This is a genomic window from Arenibacter troitsensis, assembly GCF_900177645.1.
Lineage (GTDB): Bacteria > Bacteroidota > Bacteroidia > Flavobacteriales > Flavobacteriaceae > Arenibacter > Arenibacter troitsensis.
Genome location: NZ_FXAO01000001.1, coordinates 774,614 through 791,499, shown reverse-complemented (window position 1 = coordinate 791,499; position 16,886 = coordinate 774,614). Strand labels below are relative to the sequence as shown.

Below are 16,886 nucleotides of genomic sequence, written 5' to 3'. Positions count from 1 at the left end.
TGAAAAAAGCACCAGGTTTTGCCCGGTGCTTTTATATATATTACTAAAATATATTTTACATGCCACTTGGCACTTCTCCAGCAACATTAAAATTAGTCACCAATAGCGAGAAATCTTCCAAGCCTACACTACCATCTCCATTAAAGTCTGCACTGGCATCATAACCAGAATCCCCAAAACTAATATTAAAGGTGGTTACCAAGACAGAGAAATCCTCTAAACCTACTGTATTGTCGTTGTTGGCGTCCCCAACCCTTAGTTCCCCTATATTGAGATTGTTGTCACCTGCCTCTAAGGTCATAGTCGACACTTTTTGTAAATGCATTCCGGATTTGACAGCAATTTCATAGGTGCCTTGCGGAATTCCCACCATTACTGCTTCTCCATTGGAAGTTCCTGTAGGATTAAACTCCAGTAAAGGTATAGTAGCTCCTACTTCATATAAAGCAACCGATAAGTCAATACTGTGATCGGTACGACCTTGTAAACTATAGGAAATGGTCAAATCGGATTCCGCTGCCGAAGGATCAAACTCCAATACAATCGTATTAGACGCCACGCTATTTATTCCATTGGCACCAGTTACAACGGCAATGAAATGATTCAAACCTCCATTTGGCGTTCCGGCCGCTCCCGTTGTTTGTGTTAGGGTAACTGGAATATTGGCAACCCCGGATGCATTTAATTGGGTTGTGTACAACTCCTTGGCCATGGCCTCATTAGCCTCAAAAGGATCTATGTCATAACCTATAGTAGGGTTACCTGCATCTATGTATAATCGTCCATCAACGCGCAATAGACTAACCATGGCATTTGGCTGGCCCGTAATTTGAACAACTTGATTTGCCTGTGTCACCAATCTGGAAACATTTGATCCTTCGACCAATATGGAAGGGGCCACCAAACTATTGCTATTTCCATTTACAACGGCATCCGATCCACCGAGCGAACCTTCGTCAAATAAACTAGTTGTGTATATAACCCCACTAGCGAACTCTATGCTAATAGTTGCGCCTATCAATTCAAAGCCTGAAATGGAACCCGCATCCCCAGAGGACAAATCTCCCTTGATAGTAGTTGGATCCATATCCACACCGAACACAAAAGACTCACCTGGATTAAAATCCGTAAAATCCAAAGACAAAACATCATAACCTTCTGCATTATTAATTCCATTGTGCGGTTGTCCAAATACGCTAACACAATCTGCATTATCAGAGCCACCATTTCCAGGTACGGTTAAACCAACAGCAGTGGAAGTATTACCAGCGGTACCTGCCGTTAAACACTTTGCAACACTATCTCCTGCTGTCCCCACTGGATCAAAAACTACATCCATCATAAAGCCTGTAGCCGTATTGATCGTAACATTTACAATATCATCATCTCCTGTATTATCTATAAAGAAAGAATTGTTTCCATAAGTAGATGCTTCTATATCATCCCCTGGGGTAACCTTGACCGTAGCCTCCGGATTGCCTATTGGCAAGGCCGTAACATTCCAATTAAAATTAATCACTGTACTTGAAGAAGGATCACAGGCGTCGCTTACCGTTACCGCCACATTGTAAGGACTATTTTCAGAAGCCCCTGGCGTACCTCCGACATTCTGTGAGGATTGAGGTCCATTTAACAAAGTGTTGTTTACACCTGTCCCAGTATTATCTATATGGGTTAATGCAATACGATCTATTTTATGACCTTCGGAACGTTCATTCATGGTAATCGCATATGTACCAGGATTTGCAAAATAAGCATATATAGGCCATGCATTATTATCAATAGTACGTGCATACCAGGAATTGGCAATAGTATTGGTATATACCTTAAAGAAACCATTGATTCCCGGGTTCTCATTACCATGATCAGGTCTTCCTTGAGCATTTCCCTTTGGCCAATACAAGGTTTTCGTAGTACTCGCCGGATTACTCAATTCATTAAGGAATTGTTGGGTTCCGGTAAGGTCTCCCCCTTGAACGGTGAAGAAATGAACGTCAGGGGTGTTCTCTATTTTAAACCAAGTATCGTTTTTATCCGTGGAAACTGAGCCTGAAATGGCCGATTTTACATGAAAGCGATATACACCCGGTGTTGTAATTTCCACATTATAGTTGACACTTTGCCCATTAAGATTAGAAAAATGATCCGTACTTGCTACCAAAAATGTTGTTCCTGAGGTAGTTTGAAGATTAAATCCTCCAGCGGTATCCGTAAAATCAGTTTCAGCTTCCATAATTACCACGCCGTTGTTCTCTATAAAGGCACCTGCAGTACCACTACCTGAACCGCCCAGAATAGTGCCTGAAATAACACCTGTTGAGGTGTCAATAGAAAGATTTGGCGGTAAATTTGTTGCAGAATAACTTAAAGGGCCGCAAGGATCCGTATTTTCATCGTTTGCAACAATTTGAAGGTTCACTGCATTTCCATCCACACCCATCTGTGCCCCTGGATTGGTGACAACAGGAGGTAAACCTGAGGTTGGATTACCACTAACTTCAACTATTTCTATCGCCTTAAGCGATGGATTTTGAACACCATGAATAAATTGAAGATCCAAGGTACCATCAGTTACCGTAACCCTATGGGATACCATAAAGGCTCCTAAAGCCCCTGCTTTTGCAAAGGGGTCAATATCATTAAATGCACTGGGCACGGATCCTTCAACTGAAACGTCGAACACTCTTTGTCCGGCTGTCGTTATTTGATTATACAACTCTGCAAAATAAAGTCTTACCTCAACTTCGGTCCCCGGATCTATCGGAAATTGCCACAACATTTCGGGAGCCCCTTCAGCGTCATATCTTTCAGTAACAAAAATACTACTTGGTGTTCCTGGAGGAAGTGATGCATGTGTCATATTAATTGGACCAGTATAGGCAGAACCGGCAGATTGATTATACAATCCACCTGTTGAGGTTGCAGCTGCCAAATATTCAGAATTTCCTGCAACTCCAAAAGTACCTTGATCCATACTCCAATCCGGATTTGGTGAGTCCGTTGCAGCAATAAATTCACCACCTGCATTTATACGATACAATACAGTTGACACCTCTTCACCACTAGAAACACTTATACTGGCAGAACCATTACTGCCATAAGCCATAACCAAAGTAGCAGCCTCCCCTGTTTGGGAACCAATATGCTCAATTTGAACGGTCTTTGTACTTCCGGCCCCGATCAGAAAACTCGTTGAACCAAGAATTTTAAAATTGGCGGCATTGTTACCTGTTAGTACTAAAGATTTAATGTACATCCCCTGGTTTCCGCCAGATATTTCAATTAGTAAATCCTCTACTCCGCCTTGTGGTACCGTTATGGATGAAGGTGCAGATAAGGTACTGGCTACAACCGATGTACCCGTAGGATTGTCCACTCCATAAACTTCCATTTTAGTTTGGTTGCCACCTCCTTGATTGGGAGACCCTGAAGTAATCCAAATACCATCACCGGATACAATACCCTGTGTACCGTGACGTGGATTGTTCAAATCGCTTAAAGAAGACCATGTATTAGTGTTTACATCCAAGGCATCTGTTTTGGCATATGCCTGTCCATTTCCTTCTCCACCAATAACGACGACTTTTCCGTTAAAAGTGACTGTTCCTGAAGCAGCTCTTGGGGTAGGCAAATTACCTGATGCAGGCAAGGTAGACCAGCTCCCTGTAGTAAAATCGTAAACATCCACTTCAGGGATTACCGGTGCAAAAGTACCCCCGGCGCCACCTGTAAGCCTACCTCCAACTACATATAATTTACTGCCTACAACCGTAGCGTGAAAATGATCACGTGCCCTTGGCACATCCCCCAAGACCGTCCACTTACCAGTAGCTGGGTCAAACTCATCAAACCATGGTATATAACCTCCATTATGTCCAATAGTGTTACCTGCTATTACATAAAACTTATTATTGTACATCACCAATCCGGCGGAACCTCTTTTTCTTGCATTGGGTATAGCTGGACCTTGAATCCATGTATCCGAAACTGGATTGTACATATAAATATGATCAGCAGGAGCTTCATTGGGGTAAGCATTATCCTTAAATGATCCGATAACCCAAATTAACCCTTCATAAGCCACAGCCTGAAAGTGGTTGAATTCAAAAGGAGCTGTCGAAGCTGCCTGTGACCAGGTATTTGTGTTATAGTCATAAATTTCTACTTTTTTGGCATTTTCCCTACCCCCAAACAAATAGAATTTATTCCCTGCTTGTACAAAGGAATTTTCGTGTCTAGGAGTATGTTCCGTTACATTGGTAATATTGGTCCAGTCACCACTAACGGTACCTCCGGAGCTAATAATCTCAATACCCTTAATATTAGGGTTTTCAATTCCTTTGATAAAATCAATATCAAGGTTTCCATCATTTACCTCTACCACAAAACTCTCGACTCCTACTGTAGCAAACCCATATTTTGCTGTTTGATCCAAATCGTTCAGTACAATTTGACCTTCAATGGCTACATCGAATACGCGCACGCCTGGAGCGTTAGCTCCAGCCCATACCTCGGCAAATAACAAATTAATGGTATAGGTACCCTGAGACAGTGGAATATCCCACTGCATATTTCCGGGTACAGCCAATGTATTATATCTTTCTGTAGCAAATATATTATTGGGATAGGAGGTGTTGTTGACAAAAGTGCCTGGAAGCGCTGCCCCGTAAGTTTTATCCTCTGTTGAAGAATTTACATATGCGGAAGGTGTTCCGTTTTGTGCATTACCATTGGCGCCACTTGCTGCTTGATCTTCCGCCCAATTCAAAGGCGATGCATCATTTGACGCAACAAGTGCACCCCCTGCATTAATACGATACAAAACCGTATTTGGCGCGTTGGGATCGTTTACTGTCCAAGCAAAATTAACATTTGCCAGTGTGGATGATGGTTTACTGACGGTTACCGTCACATTGTACTGCCCTGCATCTTCAGCATAGGAAGAAATTGTTCCTAAAATAGCTCCTTGAGTAGGCTCAATACTTAAACCTGGGGGTAATCCCGTTGCGGAAAAAGTAAAATTCTCGTTAGGATCGCCTCCACTAGCTGTAATATTCAGAACGGGTGTTTCTCCAGGATTGTTTATCTGATTGGCAACAGGGTCAATAACGATCGGTGAATTTACAACACTTCCTGCACCAAGTATTTCAATGGCGTTTATCAAAGGGTTTTCGGTTTGATGTATAAATTCAATATTCAAAACGCCATCGCTAACAGTCACTTGATAACTTTCCATAGCACCTACCTTATTTCCATATTGTGCAGTTAGATCCTTATCGTTTATAACCAGTACATCTTCCATTTTAACATCGAACACACGCTGCCCCGGAGCTCCTGTACCATCGTACCCATTACCCATATATAGATTTACAGTAAAAGTGCCATTGCCAGTATTAAAAGTCCATTCCATTTCCGGCAGACCAGCTGGATCCCATCGCTCCTTCGCAAATAATTCCTGGGGTGCATAAGTTGGAACCGATGAATGCCTTCCAGCAATATTATGGGTAGATATATTGCCAGTGTTAACATCAAAATTAGTTCCGCCAGATGCTCCAACAACATCATTGCCCGCCCAATTGGGATTTGGGGCATCTATTGCCGTAACGGTAGCGCCACCAGCATTTACCCTGAATAATACTGCTGGCTGCTCTGTTACATTTACTGTAAACATTTGTTCTACAAACAACGAATTGGAATCCGTGGCCCTAATGGTAATATTGGAACTTGCCTCAGTATCCGGATAAGTTAAGGTCAGTATATTGGCGGAAATAGTGGCCCCAATAGTAGGATTGGAATTATTTTCAACAGTATAAGTCAAATTCCCTACCCCTTGGTCATCCCCAAAATAATCGTTTAGATCAATATTCTGATCTGGAGAATCAATCAATTTATCCAAATTGGCCAAAGGCTGGGATATAGTTGGTTGACTTCCTGTAACATTCAAATAATCCCAAGTTCCTTCTACTTCTTCTCCAGTTGCATTGGAGGTTCCAATTAAACCTACCGCTAAAATTGTAGAGGATTGTTGAATAGCTGTTTTTATTGTCCCAGTTGCAGCAATGGTCCCTAAGGAAATTGGGGAATTGCCATCAAGACTGTACAGAACTTCTACTGCCGCGGTAACCGCATTAATATTAAATGAAAAAACTATATCGTTGGAAGGTCTATTTCCTGTTGCGATTGTAGCCGTTAGCGGTGTTTGCGGCACATCATTGATTTCCTGCAAGGCTACAACCCCGTTCTGGGTAAGGACAACCTTAATATAATTGCTTTGAGTTCCATCCCCTATAAATATTCCCAATTCACCTCCAGATGGAGCACTGGAACCATAAAGCTGGGTAGGATCGGAAAAATTAAATAATCGGCCAACAACAGTAAATGAGTTAACGGATTGATCTACGTTTACACCATATTGAAATCCTTTTTCCTGACTATTGGCTGTACCCAATGCCGTTCCCGAAGTCATCTGCATGGTCATTGCACCTGTTGCCCCTCCTAAAATATCATTGGGGTTTGGACCGGCACCAACTACATCCAACCAATTTAGCCAGTTAGGATTGGGGGCACCATTATTCATAAGACCTGTTAATCCAAGACCCAAATACCCCCCTAGAACTAAATTATCGGATAATAATTCGTTCAGCACTGGTAAATCAAATCCATCTGAACCATTATCCAACGGGTTACCCAATTGAAATGGGTCATTGGCATCTATAATACCATCGTTATCATCGTCATTATCGTTCAAATCAGAAACCAAAACCCCACCCGCCGCTTTATCAAAATCATTTGGCTGTGATCCCCCGTTACAATGGTCTATGTTGTTCTGAACTTCATCTTGATTGGTGTAACCGTCTTGATCGGTATCGGCCAACCCATCATATAAGTCATCGGAGGGGTCTAAACACACAACCTCTGGTTGTGGCTCCAAAATTTTGATGGTACCATTAAATGTCGCCACCCATATGGTCCCAGGAAAGGGATCATTGTCTCCATTACATGTAATACCCAGGGCATTACCCCCAAGACCAGATGCAAAAGTATTGGTCAATTGATCCAAGCTACCATCGGGCTTTAGTTGTACCCTTCTCAAAATACCGTTATTATGACCAGCAATCAAGTCGCCAACCATACTTTCCGAACCGGTAAATATGGTTGAGGTATATTCATCTATTCCATTAGTGTTATTGCCCCAGACAGTTACCAAAGCATCTTGTGGTCCATCTGGATTGTTGGTGGAAGGCCCTCTCCAATCACCTTGTGCTCCATCTGCAAGACTTACGGGAACAGGTGGCCAATCTACAGGTAATGCAATACTTGCATTATTTGTATAACCAGCTCCTTTTAAACCCGTTGGATCATAAATCAAAGTTCTATAAACCGCCCCATTGGTATTGTTTACAGACGGGTTGGTGTAAAGTCCAGCACCAGCCGGATTGGCCCTGATCGGTGTCGGGTGACCTCCATAAAAAGCACCAAATGAATAGGTTTGAATATTTGTAGTAACCAAGGATAAATGGTCATCGTTATCCACCTTTTCCCCCGCAATAGATGTATTACTACCTGGTTCACTTGAATCATATTCATTGGTTACGTTTTCAGTACCTTCGTTGTTGGGAAATCCGCCCCAACCTCCATTGGCTCCATTATCGGTCACATACACTGCTCCAGAAGCCGTAAGCACCAAATCATATGCATTTCTATATCCCGGTGAAAATATTTGCACTGGACCGCCAATAACAATTTTTGCCTGGTTCAATCCATCATTACCTCCCCACGGATCATTCACATCAACACCATCATAGCCTGCTACGTCTGGATCGATTATACCATTTACATTGGCCCTAGTAGGATCGTCCAAAGTAGGAATATCATAAATATAAGCCCTTCCATCATTTTTAATGGGCATACTTTCTATAAGATCAAGATTTATTGAAAGTACTGCTGCAGATAAGGCATATTCCGTGGTCCAAGCAAAATTGTCGGACGGGGACCCTGCGTTGGTATGTCCACCCTGTGCCACTATTAAAAAATCCACACCATTAATAGTTGCAAATTCCAATCCATTGGTGGCATGGTTTTCCTCAGACCTTGGCAGGCCTCGAACTATGTCCACCACATCCCAATTACTCCCTGTCCATGTAAGTCGGGTAATCACTCCAGAATTGGTATCAAGATTTAAATCTCCACTAGGCCCTCCTACCCTAGAATCACTGGAGGTAACATAAATAATTGGATTTTGTGCCGTTCCTGCAACAGTGAGACCAGTGGCCTCCCTGTTATTACCACTATTTGAAGAACCATCGTCGTTATGATTGGGAATGTTCTTTACACTCAATAGCTTTTCGGATGCTGTGACCACATAATTATTGCTCGCATTCTTTTGCACCGTATAAATGTCAATGGTGCCATTTAAATTTAGAACGTATAATCTTCCATCCGGGCCATACATTAAAGAGGTTCCTTGGCTGACAGCCCCATTCCCGTTGTAATTAAGATTACTCTGGCTGAAAGATTGCGCGTTCATGCCTGTATGGGATAGAACCGTCAACAGAGCAAATATGAATACAGTTCGAATTCTACTTACAAGTGAAGTTTCTTTTATGATCAATGGTATGTAATTTAATTTTTCCATTTTTTAATCTTTTTTGGGACTTGGTTATCGCTTTATTGCCATTTGTTGTTGTAATTCCTTTCCTTCTGCATCTATAGTTCTTATGAAATAAGATCCTGTAGGCAGATCCTGAACCCCAATAAGATAGGTTTCCAAATTCTCACTTGCATCCATTTTCAGAAATTTCACCAACCTACCTGTAATATCATAAACATAGATTTGGGTTAAAGGTGTTGGCTCATCAAAGGATACCGTAACACTTTCATTAGCCGGATTTGGAGATATGTTCATTGTCGTAACGAACGTCTTCGCAGTGGAAGCGGACTGTACTACATTAAAAACAATTGTCAATGATTGTCCCGCAACTCCTGTACCCCCTGCCAAGGTATAAGGTGTTGCCTTAAGGGTATAAGACCCAATTTGGAGAGTTGTCGGTATATAATCACCGTTAAAGTCACCATAAAGGGCATAAGGAGCATTGGTCTCTGTCCATGTTCTGGTCAAAGTACCCGATAATTCAAACTTCACACTCCCAACAATTCCTGGATCTGTATTGGCTCTAATGTTGACTCCTTCACCATCATTAACATTCATATTATTCTGAATATCAAATAGGTCAAATTGGTTTTCCGCATCTATTAAGGTAAAACTTACCACTTTGTCGATATCGGTAGGATCAACAGCAACAACTTGAATGCTTGTGGTTCCTATTCCACCATCATCATCGGTTACTGTAAGCGTTACTGTTTTAGTACCCCCAGAGCTATAGGTATGGGAAGGATTTTGGGAAGTTGAGGTAGTTCCGTCTCCAAAATTCCAAGAGTACCCAACTATATTCCCATCACTATCCGTTGAACCTAAACTTGAGAAACTAAATTTAAACGCAGTGTTGGCATCCGGGTTGCCTATTGCAACAGCTATTGGATTAACATTCCCCGGCGGTCCACTTACAACACTAAAATTAATTGTTTGGGTTGTTCCCACGGATGGTCGCGCCACTAAAGTGTAGTTCCCTACTGGAAAGGGTTTTCCTTGAATATCCACACCTATATCCCCGAACAATGAGTAAGGTGCCGATGGTCCTTCGGACTTAGTCTGACTTATTGGTCCGGTAAGTGTAAAATAAACATTGCCCGGATTTAAATTAGGGTTAAAGATGATACCCAAAGGAGTCTCTCCTATATCGGTTTTGGAAATCTGCAATCCATTGGTTAAAGCATATAATTGACTATCATTATTGGCATTCAAGATAAATAGTGCCGCATTGCTGTTAGGTGCATTTACATTGACACTTACACTTGTCGTACCTATTGCTCCATCGTCATCCTTTACGGTAAGAGTACAAACAAAACTACCCTGGGTGGTATAGGTATGTGACGGGTTGATCTGTGTAGAAGTTGCTCCATCCCCAAAGTCCCATTCGTAGGAGTCTATATTACCATCGGCATCACTGGAACCAACACTTGAAAAATTTACCAATAAAGGTGCCGTTCCACTATTGGGCGAAGCCGTAACCACAGCAATTGGAGGTTGATTAATACTAGGATCAATTGCAGTTACACTAATACTTTTAGTACTAGCTGCGTTGTCTTCATCCGTCAATGTTAGGCTAACACTAAATATACCACCTGAGCCGTAAGTATGTGCTGGATTTTGCAGATTTGAGGTATTGCCATCACCGAAATTCCATGAATACCCTGTTATAATTCCATCATTATCAGCGGATCCTGCACTCGAGAAATTAATTTTAAACGGAACAGTATTGTCAGGGTTACCTGCTAAAGCCACAACTGGAGGCTCATTGGCCGGAGGACCACTTATAATCGAGAAATCAATCGTCTGACTTACTCCCGAAGAAGTAGAGGTTACCAAGGTATAATTCCCAATAGGGAAGGGCTTCCCTTGTATATCTACACCTATATCCCCAAACAAGGAATATGGCGCAGACGGCCCTTCGGATTTATTCTGATTTATGGGACCAGTCAACTTAAACGTGACGTTGCCAGGATTCAAAGCAGCATTATAGATAATTCCCAAAGGAGTTTCGCCAATGGCACTCTTTTCAATCTGTAATCCATTGGTCAAGGCGAACATTGCATTATCGGTGTTGGCATTTACTACAATTACAGAAGCATTGTCTATTGGAGTACCCACTCTAATAGTTTGAGAGGCACTGTTCGCACAACCATTGCCATCTTCATAAGTATAGACTATAGAATAGTTTCCAATTCCTATGGCAGGGTTAAAGGAATTATTACTCACCCCTGTACCACTATATACACCTCCAGAAGGACTACCTCCTGTTAGGGCAAACGGACTATCTGTTATAAGTACATCGGCAAAAGGTGCCAATGTTACTTCAGGAAGTGTTGGTCCATTTAAAGTAACAGTCATATCTTCAGAACAACCATTGGCATCGGTAACTGTAACATTATAAGTACCAGCTCCCAATCCACTAACCGTAGGACTGTTCAAATTGGCATTATGGCTCCAATTATAGGTAAGAGGCCCCACAAATCCAACGGTGTTGATGACTATAGAACCATCGTTGCTATTACAAGCGCTAGGGTCAGAAGAAGTAGCAACGCTTGCGTCAAAATTACTACATAATGGATTCTGATTTGTGAATTGAAAAGTTATGGTCTTTGGCGAGCCTTGATTTCCACTCAATCCTGAATTGGCATATGGAGTAGCTGTAAGGGTATAGTTTCCTAGAGGAAACAACTCACCGATATAATCGCCTGTTGTTGCATTATCACCATACAATGTGAAGGGTGCAACACTTTCAGTTTGATTCCTACTCTTAGTGCCACTAAGCAATAACCTTACACTACCCACATCCGGGGTAGCATTGGCCCTAATGGCAAGGTTGGTGGTGGCGTAAGTTCCAGCATTGATCAATTTACCATTAGTCAATGGCATTATATCCTGATCCGTATCCGCATTTACAAGCGTAAAACCATTTACGGTAAGAGCAGCTGGAGTTATAGTTTCTATGGTTACATTGAAACTACAAGTCTGATTGTTTCCTGCCGCATCAGTAACCTCAAAAATATTTAATGTTGTTCCTAGCGGAAAGTTAGAACCACTTGCAAGACCTTGAGTTTGCTGAATATTGGCATTAGGACAATTGTCACTAAAAAGAGGAGTCGTAAAATCCACGATGGCAGTTGAAACTCCTTCTGCAACCTGGACAACAATATCTTGCGGACAACTTATTGTTGGGTTTTCAGAGTCTAGTACGGTAACCGTAAAACTACATGAAGATGTATTGCCTGATGCATCCGTAACTGTATAAACCTCTGTAGTTGTTCCAACAGGGAAAAATGCCCCACTTCCCAAACCTTGGGTTAGGTTGGTTATAGCCCCTGGAACATTGTCCGTTCCAACCGGTGCAGTATAATTTACTACCGCTCCACATTGTCCATTATCATTGGAAATACTAATATCTTCCAAGCAAGTAATTTCCGGATCCTCGTTATCTTCTTGAACCGTAACAGTAACCGTCCAATTCTTTTGGGTTCCATTTTGGGCTGTAACCGTATAATTTACTGAATTGGTAAAATCCAAAACTGTTCCCGAGGAAGGATTTATAGTAGCATCTGCCGAAATCCCAATACTAGGTGAAAGGCCAGTAACATCTGTTCCTGCAACAACGGTAACTCCCACTATACCAGACGAAGCGTCAATAATTTCTGGCCCAACCTGTCCTTGGACACTAAAAGACTCAATGTTTTTCTGGGTGGAGGCCGTAAAATCAACTGTAACTGATTGTATACAAGAACTTATATTGCCAGCATTATCAGTAGCCTTCCATTCTATCTGCGTTGTCCCTACGGGATAAGCATCGTCTACTTCCTGACCATCATTACGTGTACTTGTTAATGTAACATCCAATTGCGAACATGAATCGAAAACAGGGGGTGCAGTAATTTCAACTACTACCGGATTACCGTTGAAACTGGTTGCATTGATGTTAGCTGGACACCCGAAATTAGGCCCAACTTCATCATTTACTGTTATGGTCTGAATACAAGGTTCAGAAACATTGCCAGTTTCGTCAGTGGCAGTCCAGGATACCGTAGTTACACCTAAGGCATAGGGTTCCGTGAGTTCTAGTCCATCACTTCTAATTCCCTCAAAAGTTATACTTCCACTCATATCTATGGCGGATACACCAGTTAGATTTAAATCTACTCCACAAAAATCTGGATCAGTAGAAGTCACAATATCATCTGGACATGTAATAACTGGTGCAGTGCTATCGAATACAATGACGGTTTGGGTTACCTCAGCGGCAGGATTTCCAGCTGCATCAAAAACGTTATATGTAATAACGTATTCCCCTATGGTATTTGGATCAACGATATCACCTCCTATTTCAATTTCCTCGGTCAAATCACCATCCGTTTCATCGGTTGCACTGGCCCCTAAATTAAAATAAGGCGAACCTAATTCCACAGGAAGGGGATCAACATCCAGAAGTGTTATCACTGGTGGTATATTGTCCGGTAGGTTTACCGTAAAATTCACTACCGCCGTAGCTTCTGCATTATCAAAAGCTGCATGAGTAGGATCTGCCACTACTAGAACTATGGTGTTTTGGCCATCTACTATCCCATCTGCAGCTGTTAGGTCCCAGAATTCCTGTCCTATCTGTGAAGCTGTTGAAATTCGGGTAGCTGGATCAATATTATTAATGTCTGGTGGGTTAACAAATAAATGATAGTGTTCTGTAAGCCCATACAAAACGTCCGTTCCTGTCCATTCCAATCTTACGTCGGTAGAATTCAATTCTGCAGCTTCTAAAGGAAGGTCTATAACCACACTGGGCCCAGAAACATTAACAGTTACGTTGGCTGTACCCACTTCTGAACCATTATCTGTCGCAGTTGCCGTTAAGGTCTGAACTCCTGGCGTAACAAATTGTCCGGAAATTGCCGAACCAATTCCGTCTAAAGGTGTTGTAGTAAATCTAGTGTCGTTTGAACTCCAACCGATTAAATTGGAAATGTCTCCATCCTCAATATCCAAAGCAGTTCCGGTAAGAGTAACATCCGTCCCCCGTATTACTGGATCTCCATTAGCCGGTGCAGTTATTGACACCACTGGCGGAGTGTTGATGGGTTCAGAAATTAAACAAATACTGAATCCTTTTACAGATGGATTTTGATTACCTTTTTTAAAGTCGATATTCATAATACCGTCCGTAACTTCAACGATAAAAGTTTCAACTTTTGCTATGTTGAACCCACCTGCGGCTAAAGATGGTCTATAGTCATCCAACACCAGATCACCTTCTATTTCCACATCAAAAATCCTAGCGTTACCGGGGTTGGCTTCTCCAGTCCAGTTTTCATTGAATAAAATATTTACTTCGTACGTACCGTTAGCTGGAAACTCCCAGTTCATTAAAACCCCGCCATCTATATGCCGCTCTGTTTGAAAAATAGCATCAGGATATCCAGTATTATTTGACACCAAAGCTGCATTTGAGCCAAAGGTTTTATCTACAACACCCTTGTAATAAGGGGAAGGAGTTCCTGTACCAGCAGTTCCGCCGGCCCCAGCAACAGATTGATCTGCTTCAAAATCCCCTCCTGACAATCCTTGGATGGGACCTCCTGCATTTACCCTGAAAGCCACATTGCAGGCTGCAATGGCAGACTGTGTTATATCAAAATTTTTAAGGTTGACCCCGGCGTTAAAATCCAGACGGATTGTCTGTATACCCGGATTGCTAAATTCCACGGAGGTAGAAAAAGACGAATAAGTCTGCCAACCCGAGGTAGACGATACATTGACCGATCCAATGGCAGCAAACCCTACTCCATCTTCTTCAGAAACTGTTATAATAGTAATTCCCCCGGGCTGCTTGGCTGCAAAAAATTCTATATCATAAACTCCAGCAGCAGGAACATCTATTATATACTCCACAAAATCCCCAGCATCTATATAACCAATATTCTGCGCCGCATTAGCCTCTATGGCCACTGTAAATGGCAACGTGGGATTCGGACCGTACCATGGCATAGGATTACTAAACGTCCTGGCAAAAATATTTGCAGGAATAGGTTGGGCCACATTAATATTAAAGGTTTTCTGTACTGGTAGATTTACACCATCATTGGCTGTTACTTCCACCAAATAGGAGCGTCCATCACCAGGATTGGTATTCCAATTAAGTGTAAAGTTACCACCTCCATTATCCGTAAACGTATAATCTGTTGCAGGTATCACTGTGGATGGCAATAAGGGACTATTGGTTCCTCCATTACTTTTGTCATAAATAACAATACTGGCATTGAACACATCTTTATCATCTGAAACAATTATATCAGCGGATGCAGTTGAGCCTTCTCCCACTTCAACATCAGCGATATCAGCAATGCTCGGGGGAAGATCGGCCCCGGCAGGATATATAGTTACAGTAAATTCGGCAGTTACAGGAGCACTATTTCCATCAGAAATAATTGCATTTACTATATGGTCTCCTAATTCCGAAGCTTCAGGAGTTCCTTCCAATTGATTGGTTGATGGATTATAGCTTAAAGTTGATGGCAAGCCATTAAACACAATATTCAACAGATCACCGTCTATAATATTCAAGGTTTCGGAAACAGCCTCACCTACTTCAAATTGAAGATTGCCCAAATTGGCTATAGGGTGTACATTAGTTGTAGAAGTCCCAGTAATACAAAGTCCGGATATTTTTCCATTATCTACTGTTGCCGGCCCTATCTGTACATTTAAATTACCGTCAACCACCTGCACATAATAGGTTCTTACAATGGCCGTTTGATTTGTAGAAATACCATCTTTAATTGGATCTACCAAATCGTATTCATCCAATATAAGGTTCCCTTCCAGTAGGACATCAAAAACTCTACCATTAGGTGCGGGATGATATACCTCTGCAAAGTACAGATCAACTTGATAATAGCCATCCGGCACAGGAATCTCATAAGCTACCGGTGCGTTTACTCCAACCTTACCCCCGTAAATTTCCTTTTGAAACAAACTTAGTTCTTCAGGAGAGGATGTCGCGCCAATTGCCCCATTATAATCTAAATACGTTGCGCCACCGGTACGTACAAACGGACCTCCGGATGGTGGTGCCGTTGTAGGATCTCCGACAAAACTCCTGCCAAATGCGGTCAGGGCATCATTACCACTGGCAATACATAGTTGAAAAGCCGCATTTTCAATAAAGGTAGCACTGATTGTTGCAGTTGCCTGGACATCTGTGAATTCATAGGAGGACACAGGACCAACTGAACTGCCATTTACTAAAACATCCTCTATTTCAAATCCTGAATCCGGAGTTATGGTGAAAATAATATTATCCCCTTGATTAACATCTGTAGTAGAGGGAGAAATGGTTCCATTGGGTCCAGGGTTCGTTGTAATGGCATACGTATTAACAACCACCTGGGACACATTTACTTTTCGTACTACCTGTACCGCAGGATTTAATGCCGCATCCATAACATCATAGGTAATAACATATTCACCTACAGTATTTGTGTCAACTACGTCTCCACCAATTATTACGTTCCCACTAATATCACCATCTGTTTCATCATTGGCATTAGCTCCCTGTTCGGTATAAACACCGCCTACCGACAAATTGATAACCTCATCCCCTATTAGGGTGATAACCGGAGGTATAATATCTGTTACCGCAACTGTAATTGTTGATCCACTTACACCGGATAATATGTTTTGCCCCCCAAAAGTAACTTTTGAAGGAAGTCCGTTAAACTCTAAATCCGTTGTACCTTCAGCTATTGCCGTAAATTGTATTTCAAGCAAATCGAAATCTGAATTTGGAAAGGCAGAAAAAGTACCTGCTGCATAATTGATTACACCCAAGGAATTATCGAATTCCGATCCAATGATCGGAACTGGTAATGGATTAGGCTGTGACAGGCTTATACTTGTAACCTCTATAATAGTTGGATCAAAACTCAAATGTACTTCTGCCGCATCAGCATTTTGATCGGTCTCAACCTGCACCGTAATTGAAAAAGTTTCATTAGGTGCAACCATCAGTGAGGACGGATCAGTCGTTATTTGGACCTGACCCAAGACGGATGAACTGCAGCATAATATTACAAGTAGAATCCGTACTACCCTAATTTCCAATTTATTGAACTGAAAAAGGTGAATCGCCAAGAAAAAACCAACAAGTTTACGTAAAAATCTATGCATAATGTGGAGTATTAAAATTGTGTGTGGAATGATTATTTAATATTATCTGATTTAATGA

General features: G+C 41.8%; 2 protein-coding genes. Both read right to left on the bottom strand.

Translation table 11 applies throughout. The features are described 5' to 3' along the window. Positions 1-55: 55 nt before the first annotated feature. Positions 56-8,635 carry a malectin domain-containing carbohydrate-binding protein gene (locus B9Y87_RS03160; RefSeq protein ID WP_245808630.1) on the bottom strand — a complete coding sequence of 2,860 codons (8,580 nt, stop codon included), beginning with the start codon at positions 8,633-8,635 and terminating at the stop codon, positions 56-58. A gap of 24 nt (positions 8,636-8,659) precedes the next feature. Next, entirely contained in the window at positions 8,660-16,828 is an 8,169-nt protein-coding gene (locus tag B9Y87_RS03155; RefSeq protein ID WP_085496059.1) for a PKD domain-containing protein, read from the bottom strand. Between the last annotated feature and the right edge of the window lie 58 nt (positions 16,829-16,886).